This is a genomic window from Pseudomonas sp. PGPR40 (assembly GCF_022014505.1).
In the GTDB taxonomy this organism is placed as follows: Bacteria; Pseudomonadota; Gammaproteobacteria; order Pseudomonadales; family Pseudomonadaceae; genus Aquipseudomonas.
Genome location: NZ_JAKLSP010000002.1, coordinates 238516 through 261484, shown reverse-complemented (window position 1 = coordinate 261484; position 22969 = coordinate 238516). Strand labels below are relative to the sequence as shown.

Annotated in this window: 23 protein-coding genes and 1 pseudogene; 8 read left to right on the top strand and 16 right to left on the bottom strand. The window is 60.3% G+C overall.

Features of this window, described 5'->3' with window-relative positions; translation table 11 throughout:
* Positions 1–103 precede the first annotated feature (103 nt).
* The 6 genes and pseudogenes from MEB48_RS03095 to MEB48_RS03070 all read right to left on the bottom strand — a co-directional run bounded on the left by MEB48_RS03095 (position 104) and on the right by MEB48_RS03070 (position 5449).
* Complete coding sequence (locus MEB48_RS03095) at positions 104–826, bottom strand: amino acid ABC transporter ATP-binding protein (RefSeq protein WP_237881746.1); 723 nt, start codon at positions 824–826, stop codon at positions 104–106.
* Positions 819–1469, bottom strand: a complete 651-nt coding sequence (locus MEB48_RS03090; protein WP_237881744.1) for an amino acid ABC transporter permease — start codon at positions 1467–1469, stop codon at positions 819–821. The genes MEB48_RS03095 and MEB48_RS03090 overlap by 8 nt, the downstream gene beginning before the upstream one ends.
* Positions 1470–1479: 10 nt before the next feature.
* Positions 1480–2145 carry an amino acid ABC transporter permease gene (locus MEB48_RS03085; RefSeq protein ID WP_237881742.1) on the bottom strand — a complete coding sequence of 222 codons (666 nt, stop codon included), beginning with the start codon at positions 2143–2145 and terminating at the stop codon, positions 1480–1482.
* Positions 2138–3916 carry a cis-3-hydroxy-L-proline dehydratase gene (gene lhpI / locus MEB48_RS03080; RefSeq protein ID WP_237881741.1) on the bottom strand — a complete coding sequence of 593 codons (1779 nt, stop codon included), beginning with the start codon at positions 3914–3916 and terminating at the stop codon, positions 2138–2140. Before lhpI ends, MEB48_RS03085 begins: the two co-directional genes overlap by 8 nt.
* Positions 3917–3926: 10 nt before the next feature.
* Positions 3927–4745: an ABC transporter substrate-binding protein gene (locus MEB48_RS03075; RefSeq protein ID WP_237881738.1), complete on the bottom strand. Its 819-nt coding sequence runs from the start codon at positions 4743–4745 to the stop codon at positions 3927–3929.
* A 373-nt stretch (positions 4746–5118) separates the two neighbouring features.
* Positions 5119–5449, bottom strand: a pseudogene (locus MEB48_RS03070) (DUF6124 family protein).
* A 437-nt stretch (positions 5450–5886) separates the two neighbouring features.
* Between MEB48_RS03070 and MEB48_RS03065 the strand changes: the two are divergent.
* Positions 5887–7491, top strand: a complete 1605-nt coding sequence (locus MEB48_RS03065) for a methyl-accepting chemotaxis protein (RefSeq protein WP_237881736.1) — start codon at positions 5887–5889, stop codon at positions 7489–7491.
* Positions 7492–7495: 4 nt separating this feature from the next.
* On the opposite strand, the gene MEB48_RS03060 is transcribed toward MEB48_RS03065, so the two are convergent.
* The 3 genes from MEB48_RS03060 to MEB48_RS03050 all read right to left on the bottom strand — a co-directional run bounded on the left by MEB48_RS03060 (position 7496) and on the right by MEB48_RS03050 (position 8514).
* The gene (locus tag MEB48_RS03060; protein ID WP_237881734.1) at positions 7496–7735 is read right to left on the bottom strand and encodes a DUF2789 domain-containing protein; all 240 of its coding nucleotides are present in this window, start codon (positions 7733–7735) and stop codon (positions 7496–7498) included.
* A 141-nt stretch (positions 7736–7876) separates the two neighbouring features.
* A complete protein-coding gene (locus MEB48_RS03055; protein WP_237882012.1) occupies positions 7877–8107 on the bottom strand; it encodes a hypothetical protein in 231 nt (76 codons plus the stop codon).
* Positions 8108–8265: 158 nt separating this feature from the next.
* A complete protein-coding gene (locus MEB48_RS03050; RefSeq protein ID WP_237882009.1) occupies positions 8266–8514 on the bottom strand; it encodes a hypothetical protein in 249 nt (82 codons plus the stop codon).
* 410 nt (positions 8515–8924) lie between these two features.
* Between MEB48_RS03050 and MEB48_RS03045 the strand changes: the two genes are divergently transcribed.
* The 4 genes from MEB48_RS03045 to MEB48_RS03030 all read left to right on the top strand — a co-directional run bounded on the left by MEB48_RS03045 (position 8925) and on the right by MEB48_RS03030 (position 11290).
* Complete coding sequence (locus tag MEB48_RS03045) at positions 8925–9395, top strand: hypothetical protein (RefSeq protein WP_007907879.1); 471 nt, start codon at positions 8925–8927, stop codon at positions 9393–9395.
* Complete coding sequence (locus MEB48_RS03040; protein WP_237881732.1) at positions 9395–9598, top strand: hypothetical protein; 204 nt, start codon at positions 9395–9397, stop codon at positions 9596–9598. Before MEB48_RS03045 ends, MEB48_RS03040 begins: the two co-directional genes overlap by 1 nt.
* A gap of 119 nt (positions 9599–9717) precedes the next feature.
* Positions 9718–10734, top strand: coding sequence for an ABC transporter substrate-binding protein (locus MEB48_RS03035; RefSeq protein ID WP_237881729.1), 1017 nt, complete (start codon positions 9718–9720; stop codon positions 10732–10734).
* A gap of 118 nt (positions 10735–10852) precedes the next feature.
* Positions 10853–11290, top strand: coding sequence for a DUF3995 domain-containing protein (locus MEB48_RS03030; RefSeq protein ID WP_237881727.1), 438 nt, complete (start codon positions 10853–10855; stop codon positions 11288–11290).
* Between the two features lie 144 nt (positions 11291–11434).
* Here MEB48_RS03030 and MEB48_RS03025 read toward each other — a convergent pair whose 3' ends face one another.
* The 7 genes from MEB48_RS03025 to MEB48_RS02995 form a co-directional block, all read right to left on the bottom strand.
* Positions 11435–11797, bottom strand: coding sequence for a Na+/H+ antiporter subunit G (locus MEB48_RS03025; protein WP_237881725.1), 363 nt, complete (start codon positions 11795–11797; stop codon positions 11435–11437).
* A complete protein-coding gene (locus tag MEB48_RS03020; RefSeq protein WP_237881723.1) occupies positions 11794–12072 on the bottom strand; it encodes a K+/H+ antiporter subunit F in 279 nt (92 codons plus the stop codon). The genes MEB48_RS03025 and MEB48_RS03020 overlap by 4 nt, the downstream gene beginning before the upstream one ends.
* Positions 12069–12557, bottom strand: coding sequence for a Na+/H+ antiporter subunit E (locus MEB48_RS03015; protein WP_237881722.1), 489 nt, complete (start codon positions 12555–12557; stop codon positions 12069–12071). Before MEB48_RS03015 ends, MEB48_RS03020 begins: the two co-directional genes overlap by 4 nt.
* The gene (locus MEB48_RS03010; RefSeq protein ID WP_237881720.1) at positions 12554–14239 is read right to left on the bottom strand and encodes a monovalent cation/H+ antiporter subunit D; all 1686 of its coding nucleotides are present in this window, start codon (positions 14237–14239) and stop codon (positions 12554–12556) included. Before MEB48_RS03010 ends, MEB48_RS03015 begins: the two co-directional genes overlap by 4 nt.
* Complete coding sequence (locus MEB48_RS03005) at positions 14236–14580, bottom strand: Na+/H+ antiporter subunit C (RefSeq protein ID WP_008029186.1); 345 nt, start codon at positions 14578–14580, stop codon at positions 14236–14238. Before MEB48_RS03005 ends, MEB48_RS03010 begins: the two co-directional genes overlap by 4 nt.
* Complete coding sequence (locus MEB48_RS03000) at positions 14580–17510, bottom strand: monovalent cation/H+ antiporter subunit A (protein ID WP_237881718.1); 2931 nt, start codon at positions 17508–17510, stop codon at positions 14580–14582. Before MEB48_RS03000 ends, MEB48_RS03005 begins: the two co-directional genes overlap by 1 nt.
* A gap of 212 nt (positions 17511–17722) precedes the next feature.
* Entirely contained in the window at positions 17723–18730 is a 1008-nt protein-coding gene (locus tag MEB48_RS02995; protein ID WP_237882007.1) for a DMT family transporter, read from the bottom strand.
* A gap of 15 nt (positions 18731–18745) precedes the next feature.
* On the opposite strand from MEB48_RS02995, the gene MEB48_RS02990 reads away from it, so the two are divergent.
* The 3 genes from MEB48_RS02990 (at position 18746) to MEB48_RS02980 (ending at position 22956) form a co-directional block, all read left to right on the top strand.
* A complete protein-coding gene (locus MEB48_RS02990) occupies positions 18746–19309 on the top strand; it encodes a helix-turn-helix domain-containing protein (RefSeq protein WP_237881717.1) in 564 nt (187 codons plus the stop codon).
* Positions 19310–19382: 73 nt separating this feature from the next.
* A complete protein-coding gene (locus MEB48_RS02985; protein WP_237881715.1) occupies positions 19383–20840 on the top strand; it encodes an FAD/NAD(P)-binding protein in 1458 nt (485 codons plus the stop codon).
* Positions 20841–21228: 388 nt separating this feature from the next.
* A complete protein-coding gene (locus MEB48_RS02980) occupies positions 21229–22956 on the top strand; it encodes a ShlB/FhaC/HecB family hemolysin secretion/activation protein (protein ID WP_330932686.1) in 1728 nt (575 codons plus the stop codon).
* The last annotated feature ends 13 nt before the right edge of the window (positions 22957–22969 follow it).

Below are 22969 nucleotides of genomic sequence, written 5' to 3'. Positions count from 1 at the left end.
CGCGAGCAAGCCCGCTCCCACATTGGATCTCCTGTGTGCCACAGATCTCGAATGCACCGAAGTTCTAATGTGGGAGCGGGTTTGCTCGCGAAGGGGCCAGCCGCTATTTCACCGATTTCAGAAACGCCGCAGTCTCCGCATACACCGGATCACCAATCACCTGATCCGGCGAGCCGATCTCGTGCACCAGGCCATTGCGAAAGAACGCCACGCGGTCGGATACATCGCGGGCAAAGCGGATTTCGTGGGTCACCAGCACCATGGTCATGCCGTCTTCGGCGAGCATGCGCATGGTGTCCAGCACTTCACCGACCAACTGCGGGTCAAGGGCCGACGTGGCCTCGTCGAACAGCATGTAGTCCGGCGACATGGCCAAGGCGCGGGCGATGGCCATGCGTTGCTGCTGGCCGCCGGACAACTTGCCGGGGAAGGTCTTGAGCTTGTCACCCAAGCCCACATGGGTGAGTTGCTGCACCGCCAGCTCCTCGGCGTCGCACTTGCTTTTACCCAAGACTTTGCGCGGCGCCAGCATCACGTTTTCCAGCACCGTCAGGTGCGGGAAGGCATTCCATTGCTGGAACACGATGCCGATTTTCTGCCGCAGGCGATTGAGGTCGGTGGCGCTGTCGTGGACCTCGACGCCGTCGACGCGAATGCTGCCTTTCTGGATCGGTTCCAGGCCGTTGATGCACATCAGCAGGGTCGATTTGCCGGAGCCCGAACCGCCGATGATCGACACCACCTCGCCCTTGTTTACCGTCAGGCTGACACCCTTGACCACGGCGAGGTCGCCGAAGGATTTATGTACGTTGTCGATCTCAATCATTTTCTTGCCACCTTCTTTCCAGACGAGCGCCCAGGCGTGCGACCACCAGGCTCATGACGTAGTAAATAAGGCCCGCGATGCACAGCACCAGCAACGGTTCCTGGATGCGGGTGACGATGGTTTGCGAGGCGCGCAGCAGTTCGACGATGCCGATCCACATCACCAGCGCGGTGTCTTTCATCACGCCGAGCACCAGGTTCAGCCAGCCGGGAAAAGCCACCCGGGTGGCCATCGGCAGGACGATCCAGCGCAAGTCCTGCAGGAAGCTCAGGCCCAATGAGCGACTGGCCCGGCGCACGGTGAACGGCACCGACAACACACCAGCCCGTACGATCTCGGTGAAGTACGCGGCGGCGTAAACCCCCAGCACAATGCAGCCGACGCTGAAGGCGCTGATGTTCAAGCCGACGATGCTTTTGAGCGAGTTGAACAGCACGAACTGGATCAGCAACGGCACGCTGCGAAACACGTCCAGCACCCAGGCCAGAGGCAAACTGGCCCGCGGCAACAAGGCCCGCAGCAGGCCGAAGAGCAAGCCGGCCAGGGAACCGAGCATGATCGACCAGAACGTCAGTTGCAGCGTGACCCAGGCGCCATTGAGCAGGAACAACAGGTCATTGGAGGAAAACCCGGTATTAAACATGGACGACTCCTCAGTAACGGAATAACCGCCAGGCCATCAGCCGGGCTGCCGCGACGATCGCCTTGGCAATCAGGTAATACAGCACCGCTGCGATGGCGAAGAACTCGAAGGTGCGGAACGTTTTGACGTTGTAGTCCTGGGTCACGCCGGTCAGGTCATTGTTCAGCCCGACGATCACCCCCAGCGACGTCATCAGCACCGCCCAGACCATTTGGTTAGTCAGCGGGTAGAAGACGATCCGCAGCAGCTGCGGGACGATGATCATGCGGTAGGCCTGAAAGGCACTCATGCCCAGCGAACGTGCGGCGCGCACTTGTGTGTCCGGTACGGCCTTGAGGCCACCGCGAAAGTTCTCCGCCAGATACCCGGCATTGTTGAAGGTGATCCCGGCCAGCAGGGCGAGCCATGAACTGACGTGCAGGCCCAGCGAGCCGAGGCCGAAGTAGAGGACGTAGATCTGGAACAGCGACGGGGTATTGCGCGCGATCGATACCCAACCGTTGCCGATGCCGCGCAGCAGCGGGTTTTTGCTTTCGCGCATCACGGTCAGGGCCAGGGCGATCAGCACACCGAAGATCATCGACAGCGCCGCGGTCTCGAAGGTGACGACGGCACCGGCAAGCATGTCCGGCAGGGCGCGTAGCGCTGAGCGCCATTGGAAACTGTAGTCAAACATGCTCAGGGCTCTCCAGTAGGGCGGCAGGTTGTAACCAGGCCGGCAGGCGTCCGCTGGCGGTGGCATTGCAGGCGGCATCGACGCATTCTTTGAGGCTGGCGAAATGCACTTTGCGGCCCACCAGGCCGGGTGCGTAATGGGCGTATTTGCCGGAGTTGGTCATCAAGGTTTTCGCGGCCAGCGGGATCACCGGTTCGCCGAGCATGCACCAGCAGGTATCGGTGACCAGGGTCGCGCCGAACGCTTCGATCACGGCGATATGCCCGGCTTCGCGAGCCTGCTCCAGCACGGCGCGGCCGCAGGTAATGGCGAGGACCACCTCTGGGTGTTTGTGCTTACCGAGGCACAACCGCGCGAGGTGGGCGAACTCGCTGAGGGAGAAATGCGGATTGCCCAGCGAGATCACATCAACCTTTCTGTCGCGGGCACTGTTGAGTTCGCGCCAGCTGAGCAATAGATCGTTCAGTCGGATTTTTTCCACGGGTAGGGATACATCCACCTCCAGCACCCGCGACGGGTCGATGGCCTCCGGAGTTACTCCGGCGATATGGAACAAGGGCGCGGCGGACGTGGTGGCAAATGCCGCGCCGAAAGCTTTGAGGTCGTCCAGGCTTGGCTTGCGGTTTTCCAACCCGCGCACCAGTGGAATCCGGCTGCCCGCCAGCGCGCCGATGTGGTAACCGAGCAGCGGGTAGAAGGCATCGTCCAGTTCACTCAGGGCGGGCAACTCGATCTGCAGTCGGGCCTTGCGTTGCGCGTCCAGATGGCAGCCGATCAAGGGCGCGCGGCCGGTCAGCGCGATGCAGATGTCCAGATAGTCCGGGTACTTCAAGGTGCGTGCGCCGAGCACGCTGTTGGCGTAGACCACCGCGTTGGATTCGGCCCAGACGATCTGCTCGCCAGCCTTCGGCGCGCTGTCGAGCAGGTAGGGCGCGCAGGTGAAACTCAGCTGTGCACCCATCGCCATATAGGCATCGCCCAAGGCACTGGCCGGTTCACCGAGGGCCGGGTCGATGCCCAGCTCGCGCCAGCGCCGCTGGTCCACGGAAATCGAATTGAGGGTGGTGGGCACCCGCACTGTTGCTCCCCATTGCACCAACTGTTGGGCAAAACGCAGGCTCGCAGGTCCCGTGTAGATGCAGCCGTCAATGTGCGCCTGGGTGACATCCACCAGATGGCGAGCACCTTGCAGTTCGGCCATGCGCAGGACGATCTGCATCGCTACCTGCGCGGCCTTGCCATGCTGGCCGTCGAGCAGCGCGTGGTCGTGTTCGGTGAGTTCGATCGCGGTGGCAATATCGGTGCTCGGCAAAGGGCTGTCGAGTGCCCGCCAGGTATCGCCCGGCAGGTGCTCGAACAGGCTCAGCGTTGTGTCCTCGACCCGAGCGAAAGCCTTGCCGCGCAGGGCGGCGAAGGCCTCCCGGCCGATGCACAGCACCGGCAGGGAACGCTCGAAAATGGTCTGTGCCACAAGCACGCCCAGGGTCAGGATCTCATCGGGTTCGGCCAGCAACAGTGCGGCCGGTGCGTGACCGTTGCTGATCAGTTCCATCAACACGCTACTGCCGGTGCACGAGCCACGACCGCTGGGGATGGCCAGCACGCGGCCGCCCAGGTATTCGCCGCTAAGGGGGTGGTGACGGTCAATGATCTCGCCGCTATACGGATCGACCCCGCCCCAGAAACTCAACCCGATATCGGCGAACAGCAGAGCGCCCTCGGCGGCGCCCGCGACCAGGCTGCGACCGGTCAGAGAAGTGGGCCTAGGCATGCCGGACACCTCAGTAGTAGACCTGTGGCACGGTCAGGTTGGTCGGCGAAATTTCAGTGCCGACCCATTTGACGAACAGCTCCTGGTAACGACCGGTGCGCACCTGCTGGTTGACGAACAGGTTGAGGTAGTTGAGCAGTCCATACTCGTTGCGCTTGGCACCGAGGGACACGTAGTCGATCACGTACGGCGCGTTACCGGCGACTTTCAGGTTTTTGTATTTGCCGGATTTGAGGGTGGCGGCGGCCACAGTGTTGGTGACCACGGTGGCGTCGATATGACCTTGAGCGATCGCCAGCAGGGTGTCGTTCTGTGACTGGTAGGCGCGGAAGCTGCCGGTGCCCCAGTTCTTCACATCTTTTTCCAGGGCGATGGCCTCATAGGTGCCGCTGGTGTTGCCGACGGGTTTGCCCTTGATGTCATCGAAACTGTTGATGCCGGTGTTGTCGCGGGTCAGCACCACCATTTGGAAAGCAAAGTAGGGCACGGTAAGGCCGACGGTCTTGGCCCGTTCGAGGGTGTCGGAGGTGGAGGCGACGATCACGTCAGCCCGCCCGGAAACCAGCGCCGGAATGCGGTCCGGGAACGGCGTCTCGACCACTTCGGCCTCGACCCCGAGGATTTTCGCCAGGTCATGGCAATAGTCCACGTCGAAACCGGCCGGGTTGTTACCGGCATCGCGAAAACCCATGGGCGGGAAGTCCAGGGTCACGGCGCAGCGCAGCTTGCCCGAACCGATGATGTCGTCGAGCTTGTCAGCCTGGGCGGTGGCGATAAAGGAGGTACTGAGAACAGCGCTGAGGGCTACGGCAAATGCGGGGTTTTTCATAGAGGCCTCGTTGATGTGAAGTGCTGTTGGATATCGTATTGAGGATTTCGTATACGATATTAACAATAGCAATCAACGTGCCTATTTCCAGGCAGAAGCGCGAATTAATCGTCATCCCTTGAAGTAGAGGTGTTGTGGTGCCGCAACTGCAGGCGGAGTGATGCCCTGAAGGCTTTGGCCCGCAACGGTAGGTGTTACAGATGGGAGCAATGGTTGTGCGGGGCGCCCCTTTAAGGAACACCGAGCCCTGATGATCGTTCCCACGCTCCGTGTGGGAATGCAGCCTGGGACGTTCCGCGTCCCTTCCAGAGCCGAACGCAGAGCGTCCGTTGAGGTATTCCCACGCAGAGCGTGGGAACGATCAGGGTGTCTGTTAGCCTTGTGGATCGAGATTATCCAGCACCCGATTCACTGCTAACTCCCCAAGCATCACCACTTGTTGAATCCCCAACATCATGTTGCGATGTGGCATGTCCATCAATCCGGCGAACTCACTGAGCATCATGCTCGCTGACGCCAGGGTTTCGCAGGCGTTTACCAGCAGGGTTTCGTTATCGGCCGACATGGTAAATGGTGCTGGGTTTGCGCTTGGTGTCTTTGGGGATGGGCGGCTTGAGGTATTGGTCGAGGGCGCAGTCGGCGGCTTCGTTGAGTTTTTTGGAATCGAGGGATTCGTAGGGGGATGTAGGATCGGTTTCCTTGATGACTGGAGCTACCGCCGTTCGCAGTCAAACGAACAAGGTGGCAGCTGTACGCGGGTTGACCGACCGGACATCAAGGAATCCCGCACACCCGAAGGTGTCCCCACGCACAGCCACCGCGACACGATATTTCAGACAGTGCCTGAATTAGGTCTTGGACGCTGACGCGCCTTGATTGATTCGGACGGTCAAATCCGATCGCTGATTCGTCAGCGCCGGAAACGATAGAGCCCGGCCTCAAGGCCGCAGAAATGGATATGTACTCCAATACCAAGCCCCGCCAGATCCGACTTACCCGCGAACCTTTTTGTCGCCCGAACAATCTCACGCACTTCTATTGATCTGCTGCAACCCCCCACTACTAACGGACCATAGATAATGGCCTTGTGGTGGCGTTTAATGCGGATACAACAATTAGAAGATGTCTGGGGTGACAAACAATGATGCGAGACGGGTCTCTGGCTGGGGCAGTGCCCGCAGCCGTACTTTTGCCGAAAAACCTTTGGCTCACGCCGACCTTGCAAAGCATCGCCCTGATGCTGTTGCTGTGCGCCATGGCATTGGCTGGTTGGTCGCTCTACCTTGGCCTGCCATTGGCCGTGCTGATTATCTGGCTGCCGCGCCTGCGCTCGCGCACTCTTCCTGACGCAACCCCTGCGGACAGTACCAGCGCCATCGCCGGGTTGACTCGCGATCTTTCCTACACCACCAGTCACAACGCCTTGTCGGCCGCCGGCGTGGCCTATTCGGTCAAGCAACTGGCAGACAAACTGCAATCGCAGCTCAACGCCGCGGCGCAGATTGTCAGCAGCGCCGAAGTGATGATCGCGACCGAACACGCTACCTCGAAGCTCAGTCGGGAAGCCTTGAGCGCGGCCAGCGAAGCCCATCAGAGCAGCGCGGCAGGGCGCACTGAACTGGTCGAGTCCATTGCGCGCATGCATCAACTCAGTCAGCGTGCCAGCAGCAGCCGCGAGCTGATCGAAGCCCTGAGCCTGCGCAGCGACGATATCCAGCGGGTCACGCTGGTGATCCAGTCCATCGCCAGCCAGACCAATTTGTTGGCGCTGAACGCGGCCATCGAAGCGGCGCGGGCCGGCGAGCACGGTCGCGGCTTTGCGGTGGTGGCCGATGAGGTTCGCGGGCTGGCCGCGCGCACGGCGACGGCGACCGGTGAAGTCGGGGAGATGGTCGCCGACATTCAACAACGCACCGCGCAAGTGGTGGAACAGATTCGTCAACTGGCGAGCGATCTGAACACTGGCGTCGCGCAAGTCGAGCACACCGGACAGCACTTGGAAAACATCGCGCGCCTGGCCGCCGGCGTCGAAAGGCAGGTCGGGGAAATCGCTCAGGGTGCAGATACCAATCGCGAACAGCTCGACAGTCTGTTCCACGCCATCGAACAGATGCGCAGCGATTTGGCGATCAGCGACCAGCAGACCCAGCGGCTCGCCCAGGCTGCGGTACAAATGGAAGGGCAGGCCGAAACCATCAGTGAACGCCTTGCTGCAGTCGGACTGGATGATTATCACCAGCGAATTTACGACCTGGCCCGCGAAGGGGCGAGTCAGATTGCGGCGCGTTTTGAAGCGGATATCGATCAGGGCCGGGTCAGCCTCGATGACTTGTTTGATCGCAATTACCAGGCGATCCCCAACACCAGTCCGGCCAAATACCAGACCCGCTTCGACCGCTACACCGATCAGGTCTTGCCGGCGATTCAGGAACCGTTGCTGCCGCGCCATGAAGGCCTGGTATTCGCCATCGCCTGCACGCAGCAGGGTTATGTGCCGACCCACAACACCGTGTTCAGCCAACCACTGACCGGTGATGCGCAGGTCGATACCCTGCAAAACCGCACCAAGCGCAAGTTCGCCGACCGCACCGGGATTCGCTGTGGCAGCCATCAACAGGCCGTGCTGTTGCAGACCTACACCCGCGACACCGGTGAACTGATGCACGATCTCTCGGTGCCGATCATGCTCAAGGGCCGGCATTGGGGTGGGTTGCGCTTGGGTTACAAACCAGAACGTCCTCGCTGAGAGATTAGTGGATCTGGTGCATGCGCAGGTTCAGGTCGTCGACCACATGCGCCCAATCGGCGTCTTCACGCAGTTGTTCCTTGAGGAAGCCGGCTTGTTGCGGGGTCCAGAACTCGGCGTCGATGAGTTTCTTGTCATCGGGCAAGGGTGAATGACGGGCAATGAAATCGTCGATGGCCTTTTCGCTGGAATCCAGACCAAGCTGATCGAACAAGCCTTTCAAATCATGTGTGGGTGAATCCATCTTCATCTCCTTGCAGATAATCCGTCGCGTCGAGTGCGAGATCCGAGGTGCAGCGTTTCATTACAGAGAAGGGAGCCGCGCTCCAAGCGTTCGATAGCAATATTCAAAAGCAGAGATGAGCATAGACTGCAAATCCGATGTTCAGGCTTTCAATGCCCCTTCATCGACGGCAAGCTTCAGGGCTTTCGCGGACTCCTGGGCGGCAATGGCCGCGACATCCGCGGTCTTGAACCAGCGATCCTTTTCGACCTGGTGATACGTCACAGTGGTCAATGGCGGTTTGGCGCGCATGATAATGACTGCCTGGAATTCACCTTCGACCTCTCTGGCTTCGCCCCGGATAAAAAATTCACCGATATCAAATTCCGTCACGTAGCAGTCTTCCCTTGGAAATAGTCTGTTGTATTGAACGCCGTCCGCCTTGGGGCCGGGTTTCATTGTTCGGGCAGTATGGCAGTAGTTGCCTGCCGGCGGCTGAGTTAAGTCGCCGGCGTGACGGAACGTCTATAGACGTGAATGCTGCAGGTGCCTCAACTGCATGCCTCAAGCGAACGGGCAAGGGCGCAGGCTTCGTTATGATTGGCGCGGAAACCTCTTACACGTCCAGTGGATATTTCTCTGATATGGAAAAAGGCGTTGCCGGCCAATACCACCTGAAAACGCGGGAGCAGAAGCTCTTCAGGAAGGAAGTCCTGCTGCTGGAGCCCCATCGAATGCAGAGGTGACGAGCCGTTTGTGTATTGGGTATGAGGTTGGGCAAAGTGAGTCAGTGTGCACATATGAAGTCCTTTTCGTGGTTTTACCGACGTGTGTACGTTGTTATGGGTAGTCTCGGTGAGCATGGCTGCTCTAGAATCACCATCAATGGTTGGCGATTGACGCTCATCTAAAGCAATTTTTTACTGGCGATATGTCGGAAAAGTGCTTTTTTTAAAGAGATTTTTCCCTAAAGTTGGTAATCCGGTTTTATCTGGCCGTCAGAAGGGCCTTTTCCTTCAACATCTGACGACCGCCAGGCAAGACGACGTGAGGGATGTTCCAGTAATCTTCTCGAACCTCGCGATGAATGGGTCCTCTGCTCATTCCAGGATTCCACCCGGGTCATTTGGCTACACCTCGGCATTGCCGCTTTTTTCTGCTGTGCGCGTTTCCCGCCCACGGCGTCATTTTCAGATGTGGGGATGTTTCCTTGGCAGTAAGTAATCTCGATATGCATGCTTTGTTCGTACTGGGTGATTTGCGCGCAAAGCTGGTTAAACAGTTTCAGTCACGTTTCGTCTACATCACTGAACAGAACGCTGAAGGCATTTATATTGCCGAACTGGACACTGAATCAGCGCTGGTGGTGGATGACAAACCCGGGCTTAAACTCAAGGTCGGCGATCATTTCAGCGCCTCCGTATTGCCCAGTCGCGAAGGCGGCAAGCTGGACATCAAGTTCCGTGAAATCAAACTGACGGTATACGGGCTGGGGGATTACGCGTTCGTGACCACCGCAGACGGCCACGGCATCGTGTTCAAGGAAGGTCATAGCGTGGTGATGGTGTTTGCAGCCCACCAACAATTGCAGGAAGGCCTGACCAAAACCCTGAAAGCCGTGACTGCCAAGGCTGCCAAGTGGCGCAAGGGCGAACTGGTGACCTTCAAGGCCAGCGAGTAATGACCCTGACCCGCGCCGATTTCCATGAACAGAACCAGGCCAGTGCCCACGCCGAGGCGCAGCGCTTGTTGGCTCAAAAGGCCGTTCTACAGGGAACCTGGCTGAATTGGGTGGCGTCACAGATCTACCTGTTGCGTCCGGCGGCGTACGCCAGCATGGTCAGAAGAGAGCTTGCACACTTGCAGGAACCTTCCGAAAATTAATCCTCGCCCCTCGAAAGCAAGAACCTCAACTACAGTCAGATGACTGAGTATTCAGAGGCTTGCGGTCTTCTTTGTCAGGCTATCCTGCTATTGCTGTGAACAGCACGAGGTGCAAAAGCATGAAGGGATTTCGACGGTTACTGGCCGCTACCCTGGCCACGTTCGGTTTGTTGGCTTCACCCGTTCCGGCGTTCGCCGCCCAGGCGCCGATCCACTTCGCCGACCTGAACTGGGAAAGCGGCAGCCTGATCACCGATATTCTGCGGATCATCGTCGAGAAGGGTTATGGCTTGCCGACCGACACCTTGCCGGGGACGACCATTACCCTGGAGACCGCACTGGCCAACAATGACATTCAGGTCATTGGCGAAGAATGGGCCGGTCGCAGTCCGGTCTGGGTCAAGGCTGAAGCCGAAGGCAAAGTCGTGGCCCTGGGCGATACGGTCAAGGGCGCCACCGAGGGCTGGTGGGTGCCGGAGTACGTGATCAAGGGCGACCCGGCCAAGGGCATCAAGCCGATGGCGCCGGATCTGCGCAGTATCAGTGATCTGCCACGCTACAAAGACGTGTTCAAAGACCCGGAAACCCCGGGCAAGGGGCGTTTTCTCAACAGCCCGATCGGCTGGACGTCGGAAGTGGTCAACAAGCAGAAACTCAAGGCGTACGGGCTGGATGACAGCTACGTGAACTTTCGCAGTGGTTCGGGGGCGGCGCTGGACGCAGAGATCAGTTCGTCGATTCGTCGCGGCAAACCGGTGCTGTTCTATTACTGGTCCCCGACGCCATTGCTCGGCCGCTTCAAGCTGATTCAGCTGCAAGAGCCGCCGTTCGATGCCGAAGCCTGGAAAACTCTGACCGACGCCGACCACCCCAATCCGAAACCGACGCGTTCGTTGCCCTCGAAACTGTCCATCGGCGTGTCCACACCATTCAAGAAGCAATACCCGCAGATTGCCGAGTTCTTCACCAAGGTCGATTTACCGATCGAAGCGTTGAACAAGGCCCTGGCTGACATGAGCGAAAAACACACCCCGCCGCGTCAAGCCGCGGAGGCGTTCATGAAGGCGCACCCGGACGTGTGGCAGGCCTGGCTGCCCAAGGATGTGGCGGATAAAGTCTCTGCCGAACTCAAATAAAATCCCTGTAGGAGCTGCCGCAGGCTGCGATCTTTTGAGCTTGTTTTTCAAAAAGCAACGTCAAAAGATCGCAGCCTGCGGCGGCTCCTACATTAAATTTCACACGGGACGTCTGAATATGAGCCTATTGGTCGCGCAATGGATTGCTGCAATCTTTCTATTCATCAGCTTGATCCACCTGTATTGGGCGGCGGGTGGCAAGTGGGGCAGCGAGGCGGCGGTGCCGCGCGTGCCCGTGAAGGGCGGTGAAGCATCAAGGCCCGCGTTCAAGCCGTCGGGCTTTGCCACGTTGCTGGTAGCGGTGGGTTTACTGCTGATCGCGATGCTGGTGTGCCTGCGGGTCGGGCTGTATTTGCCCACGGTGCATCATTGGTCGTTGCAATGGGTGATCAGCGCGATCGCGATGCTGATGTTTGCCCGGGCGATCGGTGATTCGAATCTGGTGGGGTTTTTCAAGCAGGAGAAAGATTCGAGGTTTGCCCGGCTGGATACGTGGGCGTATTCGCCGTTGTGTGTGGTGTTGGGGGCGGGGTTGTTGGCAGTCGCCTGGATTTAAGGTGACACGACTGTCGCCTTCGCGAGCAAGCCCGCTCCCACATTGGATCTGTGTCGTGTAGAGAATATGTGTACACAACTAATCTAATGTGGGAGCGGGCTTGCTCGCGAAGAGGCCCTATCAATCAACACAAAACCCGCAGATTTAACTCCCCGTTTCCGTCCTCCGACTACTCACCTCAGCCGGCACATCATCCCCCGCCATGCGCTTGCGAAACAGCGCTGCCCGGGCCAGCAGCAGTGTGGTCACCGGCACGGTGATGGACAGCAAAACCGGGATCAGCCAGGCATGCAGCACCGGCGCCGAGTTGAGCGCCGAAAAGTAAATGATCGAGGCCAGTGCCACGCACCATGCGCCCAGGGTCGAGGCCAGCGCCGGCGGGTGCATGCGCTGGAAATAATCCTTCATCCGCAGCAGCCCGATCGCACCGATCAGCGCAAACAGGCTGCCGAGCACCAGCAGAATCGCTACCGGTACTTCCACCCAAAGAGACAATTCAGCACTCATTCGATCACCTCGCCGCGCAACAGGAATTTGGCCAGGGCAAACGAGCCGACGAAGCCAAACAGGGCGATCAGCAGCGCCGCCTCGAAGTAAGTGTCACTGGCATAACGAATGCCCAGCGCAAGCATCATCAGCATGGCGACGATGTACAGGTAATCCAGGGCAAGAACCCGGTCCTGAGCCGACGGGCCTTTGAACAGACGGATCAGGGTCAGAATCATCGCCACCGAGAAGAGGAACAGGCTCAGCAGGATCGCGTTCGACAGCAATGCGCTCATTCGAAGATCTCCATCAAGGGACGCTCATAGGTCGTCTTGAAGTGCCGGATGAATTGGCTTTCGTCATCCAGATCGAAAACGTGCAGCAACAGAATGCTGCGATCCAATGCCAGTTCCGACCAGACCGTGCCGGGGACCACCGTGCAAATAATCGACAACGCTGCCAGGCCGTTGGCATCGCGCAAGTCCAGCGGCACCTTGATGAACTGCGAGCGAGGCGCACGACGGCCCGCGTTGAGCACGCCCCAAGCCACGGCGAGGTTGGACACAAGTACGTCACGCCCGACCAGCAAGAACAAACGCAGAATCACCCCAGGACGACGAATGCGGATCGGCAGCGGTCGCAGCTTGCGCATCATCAACGGTGCGCAGAACCCCAGCATGGCGCCCAGCAATAGATTGCCGGGGCTCATCGACAGGTTCAACACTAGCCACAGCAGCCATAGCGCCAACGACAACCACGGTGCAGGAAACAGACGCTTCACGGTTGCACCTCCAGCAGCGCTGTCTTGGCTTGCGGGCCTGGAATCACACGAGTGCCGAGCACCGCCATCACGTATTGCTGCGGGTTATTCAGCGCTTGAGCGGCGGCCTGGGTGTAGCGCAGCAGCGGTTCAGCCTTGAACGTCAGCGCAATGCTCAGCCCCAGCAGAAGGACGATCGGCACGCATTCCAGGCGCCTCAGCAAGGGCGACGGTCGCTCTTGCGGGGTCCAGAAACGCTGGATGCCCAAACGCGCGAAAGCGATCAGCGAGGCCAGTCCGGACAAGATCAACAGGACGAGCAAACCCCACGCGCCGTTCGATACCGGTTCGTCGCTGCCATTGCCCAGACCCAGCGGGTTAAGCAGGGCGCTGAGCAGACTGAGTTTGCCGATGAACCCAGAGAGCGGCGGCATGCCGATGATCAGCAGGGCGCAGGCGATAAAGCTCAAACCGAGGAAGGCCATGGTCCAGGGAATCACTTGGCCGACCACGGCTTTGCGGTCGTCATCGAGGTTGAAGCCTTTGGGCGGCTGCAAGGATTCCAGGGGGCGTGGAAGTAGCTCACCGTCATCGAACAACGGCATTTCATTGGCCGAACGCGAACGCTCGATCAACTCCGCCAGCAGGAACAGCGCGCTCAAGGCCAGGGTTGAGCTGACCAGATAGAACAGCGCCGCGCCGATCAGGTTCGGCTGGGCGAAACCGATGGCCGACAACAGAATGCCGGCCGACACCAGAATGCTCAGGCTGGCCATGCGTTCCAGGCGTTGCGCGGCGAGGATCGCCACGGCGGCGCAGACGATGGTCGCCATGCCGCCGTAGATCAGCCAGTCGCCACCGAAATACGCGGATGCCCCGGCCTGCCCGGAAAACAGCAGCGTCCACAGGCGTAGCAAGGTGTAGACGCCGACCTTGGTCATGATCGCGAACATCGCCGCCACGGGCGCACTGGCCGCGGAGTAGGCCGGCACCAGCCAGAAGTTCAGCGGCCACATCCCGGCCTTGGCCAGGAACGCCACCGCCAGAATGGCCGCGCCAGCATGCAGCAAGCCGCGATCGGCTTCCGGCACCAGCGGGATTTTCAGCGCCAGGTCGGCCATGTTCAACGTGCCGGTGACGCCGTAGATCAGCGCCGCGCCAATCAGAAACAGCGATGAGGCCAGCAGGTTGATCGAGATGTAATGCAGCCCCGACGACACCCGCGCCCGGCCCGAACCGTGCAGCATCAGTCCGTAGGAGGCGGCCAGCAGCACTTCGAAGAATACGAACAGGTTGAACAGGTCTGCCGTCAGGAAGGCGCCGTACAGGCCCATCAACTGAATCTGGAACAGCGCGTGGAAACTCGAACCGGCGCCGTCCCAGCGGGCCATGGCGAACAGCAGGGCGCTGACGCCGATGATTCCGGTCAGCACCAGCATCAGCGCCGACAGACGATCGACCACCAGCACGATGCCGAACGGCACCGGCCAGTTGCCCGGCAGGTACACGCCTATGGAACCGGGCACGCCGGTGGTTTGGGTCCATTGCAGCAACATCACGGCAATGCCCAGCCCCAGCAGGCTGGAGAACAGATTGATTTTGGCCTTTAACGGGCGGTGTTTCTCGCCGAGCATCAGCATCACCGCGGCGGTCAGCAGCGGTAGCAGAATCGGTGCAGCGATCAGGTGCGCCATCGGATTCATTCTTTAGGCTCCCGACCATCCACATGGTCGGTACCGGTCAGGCCCCGGGAGGCGAGCAGTACTACCAGGAACAGCGCGGTCATGGCGAAGCTGATGACGATCGCGGTCAGCACCAACGCTTGCGGCAGCGGGTCGGTGTAGTGCAGCAAATCCTGAGGCACGCCGTCCTTGATGTTCGGCTCCTTGCCGATGAACAGGCTGCCCATGCTGAAGATGAACAGATTGACGCCGTAGGACAGCAGGCACAGGCCCATGACCACCTGGAACGTCCGTGGCCGCAGCACCAGCCACACGCCGGACGCGGCCAGCACACCGATGGCGATTGCGATGACTTCTTCCATCAGATGGCTCCTTGCGTGGCAGCCGCTTTGGCCACGGGCTTGGGTTGCGCGCTGGTTTTATGACCACGGACCGATTGGTGAGCGAGAGCGGTGAGGATCAACAGGGTCGAACCGACCACCACGGCGTACACACCAATGTCGAAAAACAGCGCGCTGGCAATGTGAATGTCGCCCAGCAGCGGCAGGGTGAAATGCCAGGTGTGAGTGGTAAGGAATGGATACCCGGCCGCCATCGCCCCGAGCCCGGTGACTGTGGCGAATAGCAGTCCGGTGCCCATCCAGCGCAGCGGGCGCAGGCTCATTTGCGCCTCGACCCATTGGGTGCCGGCGACCATGTACTGCAGGATGAATGCCACCGACATCACCAGGCCGGCGACGAAACCGCCACCGGGTTGATTGTGCCCGCGCATGAACAGGTAGACCGACACCACAAACGCAATCGGCAGCAGCAGACGGACCAGCACCGCCGGCACCATCATGAAGCCAAGCGCGGTGTCGCTGGCGTGCCGCGGGTTGACCAGATCGGTGACCACGTCCGGCGCCAGCAAACGTTGCTGGGCCGGCAACTGCAGGCTTTCTTTCGGTGGACGGAAGCGTCGCAGCAGGGCGAACACGGCCAGGGCCACCGCCACCAGCACGGTGATTTCGCCGAGGGTGTCGAAACCACGGAAGTCCACCAACATCACGTTGACCACGTTGCTGCCGCCGCCTTCGGGCAGGGCGCGACTGAGGTAGAACGAGGAAATGTCGTTGGGCGTCTGGCGGGTCAGCATCGCGTAGGACAGCAGCGCCATGCCGCCACCGACCGTGATCGATAGTGCCAGGTCGCGAACCCTTCGCACTCGCGCCTTGCGCAGGCTGCTCGGCAAAGGCGACACCTCTTCGATCCGTCGCGGCAGCCAGCGCAGACCGAGGAGGATCAACACCGTGGTCACTACTTCGACCACCAGTTGCGTCAGGGCCAGGTCCGGTGCAGAGAACCAGACGAAGGTCACGCAGGTCATCAGGCCGCAGACGCTGACCATGGTCAGGGCCGCGAGGCGGTGATACTTGGCTTGCCACGCCGCGCCGAGGGCGCAGGCCATTGCCAGCAGCCAGAGGATCACGAACACGATCGAGCCCGGAATCTTCGGCCGGTCGCCCCAGCTCAGGCTGCTGTGCAGCATCGGGATCAACCCGGCCAGCACCGCGGCGAGCACCACCAGAAACAGCTGGGTTTGCAGGCGCCGGGTGTTGATCAGTCGCTCCAGACGTCGAGCCAGGCGCATCATGATCACCAGGCTGCGCTCGAACAGACGCTTGCCATTGAACCGGCCAATGATTGGCGGATAGACGAAGCGCCCGCGCTTGAGCTGATTACGCAGCAGCAGATAAAGCACAACGCCGCAGGACATGGCGATCAGGCTCATGATCATCGGCGCGTTCCAGCCGTGCCAGATCGCCAGGCTGTACTCGGGCAGCGTGCCGCCCACCACTGGCAATGCCGCCGCCGCGAGCAATGGGCCGACCACTTGAGCGGGGAAAATTCCCACCACCAGACAGGTGAATACCAGCAATTCCACCGGCGCGCGCATCCAGCGTGGCGGCTCGTGCGGGGTGTGCGGCAGGTCGGTGGCGGTCGGGCCGAAGAACACGTCGACGGTGAAGCGCAGGGAGTAGGCCACGCTGAACGTCCCGGCGATGGTCGCGACGATCGGCAGGGTCATCTCGATCCAGGCCGTGGCGTTGATGAACACGGTTTCGGCGAAGAACATTTCTTTTGACAGGAAACCGTTGAGCAGCGGCACGCCGGCCATGGAGGCACTGGCGACCATGGCCAGGGTGGCGGTGAACGGGATCAGTTTGATCAGGCCGCTGAGTTTGCGAATGTCCCGGGTGCCACTTTCGTGGTCGATGATCCCGGCGGCCATGAACAACGAGGCCTTGAACGTGGCGTGGTTGAGAATGTGGAACACTGCGGCCACGGCGGCCAGCGGACTGTTCAGCCCCAGCAGCAAAGTGATCAGGCCCAGATGGCTGATGGTCGAGTAGGCCAGCAGGCCCTTGAGGTCGTTCTGAAACATCGCGCAGTAAGCGCCGAGCAACAGGGTGCAGGCCCCGGCCCCGCTGACGATGTAGAACCATTCTTCACTGCCGGACAGCGACGGCCATAGGCGTGCGAGCAGGAAGACCCCGGCCTTGACCATAGTCGCCGAGTGCAGATAGGCCGAAACCGGTGTCGGCGCCGCCATGGCGTGGGGCAGCCAGAAGTGGAAGGGGAATTGTGCGCTTTTGCTCAGGGCGCCGATCAGGATCAGGGGCAGCAAAATAGGGTAGAGGGCATGTGCGCGAATCAGCTCGCCGGCGGCCAGGACCTTGTCCAGGTCATAGCTGCCGACCACATGGCCGAGCAACATGACTCCCGCCAGCAAACACAAACCGCCCGCGCCGGTGACCATCAGTGCCATGTAGGCGCCACGTCGCGCATCGGCGCGGTGGTGCCAGTAGCCGATCAGCAGGAATGAGAAGAGGCTGGTCAGTTCCCAAAAAAATACGATCTGGATCAGGTTGCCGGAGATTACCAACCCGAGCATGGCGCCCATGAACGCCAGGAAAAACGCGAAGAAACGTGGCACCGGATCGTCCGGTGACATGTAATAACGGGCGTACAGCGAAACCAGCGTGCCGATGCCCAGCACCAGCATCGAGAACAGCCAGGCGAAACCGTCCATGCGCAGCACGAAGTTCAGGCCAAGGCTCGGTAACCAGAAGAACTCTTCGCGGATCACGCCGCCATGGGCGATTTGTGGGTACAAGAGGGCGACCTGGACGGTGCCGATCAGGGCGACCAGGCCAGCCAACAGCGATTCGGTGTTACGCGCGTTGTGCGGCAGCATCGCTGCCAGACAGCTGCCAATGAAAGGCAGAAGCAGTAGAACTATCAGGGACATAGGCTTCTAATCTGCGGAAGTTTGTGAAGCATCATACGTGCCAGCTTCCGGATCACCAAACGCCAAGCTGTCGCAGAATCCTACAAGGTAAGCGGAAAATTCCTGCTTATCGTTCCCACGCTCTGCGTGGGAATGCCTCAATGGACGCTCTGCGTCCGCTCTTGGGACGCGGAGCGTCCCGGGCTGCATTCCCACGCAGAGCGTGGGAACGATCAGTGCTCGGCTTCGCGATCCAGATCGTCCTCAACCTCAAGAACCGCCTTACCCTTAGTCTTCAACTCACTGACAATCACCGCCGCCACAATCAACCCCGCACCGACCAACGCAATCGCCGGCAACCGCTCCCCGGCAATCCGCCCGACAATCCCGGCCCATACCGGCTCCCCGGCGTAGATCAGCGTCGCCCGCGTCGGTGACACACTCTTCTGCGCCCAGTTCATCGCCACCTGAATCGCCGCACTCGCCGCGCCCAGCCCCAATGCGCTGCACAACAGCAACCAGGAAAACCCCGGAATCACTTCCTGAGTCGGCACCACCATCAGAAACGCCAGCACCGAAGTCACCGCCAGTTGCACCACCGTCACCCGGCGCACGTCGACTTGGCCGGCATAGGTGCTGATCAGAATGATCTCCGCCGCAATCGCCACGGCGCTGATCAATGTGGCGATTTCACCTGGGCTGAAATTGAACGAAGCGCCGGCCGGTCCCGACAGCAGCATCAACCCGGTAAAGGCCAGCATGATCCCGATGCTCGGCATCAACCCCGGACGTCGTCCCAACACCAGCCATTGCAGCAATGGCACGAACGGCACATACAACGCGGTAATAAATGCCGACTGGCTACTGGGAATGCTCTGCAAACCCACAGTCTGCAAGCCGTAACCGAGCATGATCGCCACGCCGATAAACGACCCGGCCTTGAGTTCGAACAGGGTCAGTTCGCGCAGATGACGCCAGGAGAACAGGGCAACGATGCTCGCCGCCGCCGCAAAACGCAGACCGACGAAAAACATCGGCCCGCTGACGGTCATCGCATGCTGCACCAGCAAAAAGGTCCCGCCCCAGACCATGGTGATCAGCACCAACACGCATTCAGCTTTGCTGAACCGTGAGAAACGGGAGGAAGCAGGGGAGGAGTTCACCGACGTCATGACCTTGCGCGCTACCTGAGGGAGACGCACAATGCGCCGGAAGTTGGGCAGTATACTGCGCAACACCATCAAGTGAGCAATATAGTGCACAAAGATTCCACCCAACGGGCGTCGGTCCTCCAGCACGTCAGCCAGAATGTCCGACGTCTGCGCCACGCCGCCGACATGAGCCAGAGCGCCCTGGCCGAAAAGTCCGGCGTCAGCCGTCGGATGCTGGTGGCCATCGAGGCCGGCGAGAAGAATGTCAGCCTGACCACCCTCGATCGCGTGGCCGAAGCGCTAGACGTGGCCTTCAGCGATCTGATCCAGGCCCCGGATGCGCGCGACCCGAGCCGCATCAACGAAGTCGCATGGGCGGGAACGATCCCCGGCAGCAAAGCCGTTTTACTGTCAAAAGCCACCGCCACCCGTGAAGTGGAACAATGGGAATGGTGCCTGCAACCGGGCGAGGTGTATCCATCGCAGCCGGATGCCGAAGGCTGGAGTGAGCAGCTCTATGTGTTCGAAGGTTGCCTGACCCTGATGCTCGGCGACCAGCCGCAGAAAATCGCTGCCGGCGAGTTCTTCATGTTCGCCAGCAACCAGCCGCATTCCTATCGCAACGATGGGGAAGTCGCGGCTCGATTTGTGCGTAACGTGGTGATTTGACTGTTTAGCGGCCAACATTGGATAAATACCGGAATCGGCTCGGGACAGGTCACTATCAACCAATGAGAACGCCATGACTGACACCTCACACGGACAGGCGACTGACATTATCCGCCACGCGGACATCCTGATCATCGGCGGCGGCCTCAGTGGCACGATGCTGGCGGCGCAGTTGTTGCGTTTGCCGGGCAAGCGCCAGGTGCTGGTGATCGAACCCCGGGTCGAACTTGGTCGGGGCGAGGCCTACAGCGCGGTCGAGCTCGGCCATACGCTCAACGGCAATGCGGCGCGCATGAGTGTCGACCCGGACAATGCCGACGACCTGACGCAATGGCTGACGGAGTACATTGCGGCCGGCGGCTGGCCGGAGTCGGATGAGCAGCATGTGCCGGTCAGTGAACTGTTCCCGCCTCGGGGGATTTTCGGGTTGTACGTGCAGCAGCGTCTGGCCGAGGCGCAAGCGGTGGGTGCATTGAATGGTTCGAGTGTCGAGCATGTGCGAGCCGAGGTGGTCGACCTGCAGACTCAAGACGATACGGTGCTGCTGACCTTGAATGACGGGCAACGCTTGCAAGGTGCTTATGCGGTGTTGGCCACGGGAATGTTTGCTGCCGCCCGCACGCAGCAAACCGAATCCAGCGGCCTGAACGCAGCGGCGCTCGATCCATGGGATGTGGCCGCCATGCGTCAGCTCGATCCGCAGTCGACGGTGCTGATCATCGGTTCCGGCCTGACCATGGTCGATGCCGTGGTGTCGCTGGAACAGGCCGGGCATCGCGGGCCTATCGAAGTGTTTTCCCGTCATGGCCTGCTGCCCCATGTGCGCCGGCAACCGCCGACGTGGGTGGATTTTCTGGCTGAGGATCACAGCATTCGCACGCCGCGCCAGTTGATGCGCGAACTGCGCCGGCAGTGCCGCAATGCCATCGCTCAGGGCATTGACTGGCAAGCACCACTGGACACCGTGCGGGCGCACATCGGGCGGTTATGGAGTCAGGCGACGGATAGGCAGCGTCGGCAGTTTGTGCGCCATGTGCGGCCGTGGTGGGAAAGCCATCATCATCGCTCGCCGCCATTGAGTGCTGAGTTGGTGGCGCGGCTGCACGGGGAAGGGCGGTTGCGGATTCAGGCCGCATCGTTCAAAGGGCTGGAGCCTTCGTTGAGCGGGGAGGTCAGCATTCGTATTCGGCGCCGTGGCGAGGCACAGACGTGCGTTGTCAGCGGCGCGGCGTTGATCAACTCCAGCGGCATCGAGTACGACTGGCGGCGGGTGGCGCGGCCGTTACCGCAGCAGCTGTTAGCGCGCGGTCTGGTGCGTCCGGGGCCATTGGCGCTGGGGATTGCGGCAGCGGTTGACGGCGCGGTATTAAACGCCGATGGACAGGTCGCCAGCCGTTTGTTCGCCATGGGCCCGCCGTTGCGCGGGATGTGGTGGGAGAGCACGGCGGTGACCGACGTGGCAAGCCAGGCCAAGGCGCTGGCGGCACGGCTCTGCGAGCTTGCTCGCGACAGGGACTTTCAGTCGACATAGATATTGCCTGATACACCCTCTTCGCGAGCAGACTGTAGGAGCCAGGCTTGCCGGCGAAGGCGTCCTTAAGTGCGCTTTCGCCGGCAAGCCTGGCTCCTACGAAAAGCGGCGCGAAAGCGGTGTGTCAGGCGACATCCATGTTGACTGGGCCGCCGCCTTCGCGGGCAAGCCCGCTCCTACATTCCCGGCGCAACGCTCGGTAGGTCGGCCTGACACAATTAATAATAAGTTTCTTGTCGGCTGAATTTTTCAAAATGTGTGCGGTCTGTTTCACGTCCGTGATAGCTGGCGTCATTTAGCCAGTATTTCTGGCATCAGTTTCAGGGGAACTACGACCCTGCCTCTGCGGGCAATTTGCCCCTTCAGCACTTATTAACGATGGAGCGTTATGTTTATCTCCCCACGGATGTGGCCGGTGCTTTGCGCCCTATTGCTTGGCTTGGGCACACAGAACAGTGCCAATGGCGCCAGCCCGTCAACGCCGGGTGACCAGGACCTGATCCGCGATCGCCAGAACCGCCTGATCGAAGAACAGCAGCGTCGGCTCGAAGAACTCAAGGCACTGCCGGGCAAGCCAACAATGCCCGCAACACCTGCCGCCCCGGTGGATACACGTTGCTTTCCTATCAAAGACATCGAGCTCAAGGGCGCCGACAGTCTTTCTGCTGCCGACCGTGAGCGCTTGCTCAAGCCTTACATCGGCCAATGCCTGGGCGTCTCGCAACTCAACGAATTGCTCAAGGCCATCACCGACCATTACATCGGCAAGGGCATGATCACCAGCCGCGCTTACTTGCCGCAGCAAGACCTCTCCAGCGGTCACCTAAGTGTGTTGGTGGTCGAGGGCAAACTCGAGAGCCTGAAAGGTGCCGACGACAGCACGCTCTCCGATCGAGAACTGTCCATGACCTTCCCCGGTAAAACCGGCGAATTGCTTAATCTTCGTGAAATAGAACAACTGGTGGATCAGCTGAACCGTTTGCCCTCCAACCAGGCGCAAATGGAGCTGAGCCCTGGCGTTCAGGTCGGTGGCAGCAGCGTGCTGGTCAGGAACAACCCACAGAAGCCTTGGCGCGCCAGCCTGTCGCGTAACAACGACGGTCAGAAAAGCACCGGTGAACAGCAGTGGGGTGCAGGCTTTGAGTGGGACAGCCCGCTGGGTCTGGCCGACCAGTTGATGGTGCGCGGCGGCCATGATGCGTTGAGCGATCACCAGAAAACCTCGAAAAACGCCATGCTCTATTACAACGTGCCTTGGGGCTGGTGGAATTTCAGTTACACCTACAGCCAAAGCGAATACCGCTCTCGGGCCCAAGGTGAGGGTTTCAATTTCAGCCAGAATGGCGACAGCAAGAATCATCAATTGCGCGCCGAGCGCCTCGTCCATCGCGATGCGGTGAGCAAAACGTCGATCAATGCCGGTTTCGCTCACCTGCGCACCAACAACTACATCGAAGACAGCCGTCTGGATATCAGCAGCCAGCGTATTACCGAAGCCCAGTTGGGGATCAACCACGGCCGGCGTATTGGCCATTCGTTCGTCAACCTGGACCTGGGCATGCAGCAGGGGATCGGCGCGCTGGATGCGCAGGGCAACGACCAGCGTCGTGATGAGGCCGGCAACCTTACCGCCAACGCCCGTTATCGAAAATATACCGCCACGGCCAGTTACCTGTTGCCGTTCAACTGGCTGGGCGAGTCCTTCACGTTCAGCAGCCTCGCCACGGGCCAGCGCAGTGAAGACGTGTTGTTCAGCCCGCAACGCATCAGCCTGGGTGGCAGCTCATCGGTGCGTGGCTACAAAGACCAGTTTTTATCCGGGGACAGCGGCGGCTACTGGCGTAATGAGCTGCGCTGGACCCGCCCGGTGACTGCCGATTGGCTGCGTCCGGCCCTGAGCGAATACGGCACCAGTGTCGGTTATGACCAAGGCGTCATCAGCAATGACCGATACAACAGCGAAGTGCATGGCCGAATGTCCAGCAACTCGCTGGAGTTCTTTGCCCGTGGCAAGTACCTCGCCACCCGCGTGACATTCGCCCATTCGCTGGAACGCCCCTCGGTGCTCACCGAGCGCGAGGCGCCGATCTATTTCCAGGTCGACCTGTTTCTTTAATTGATTTGTCATC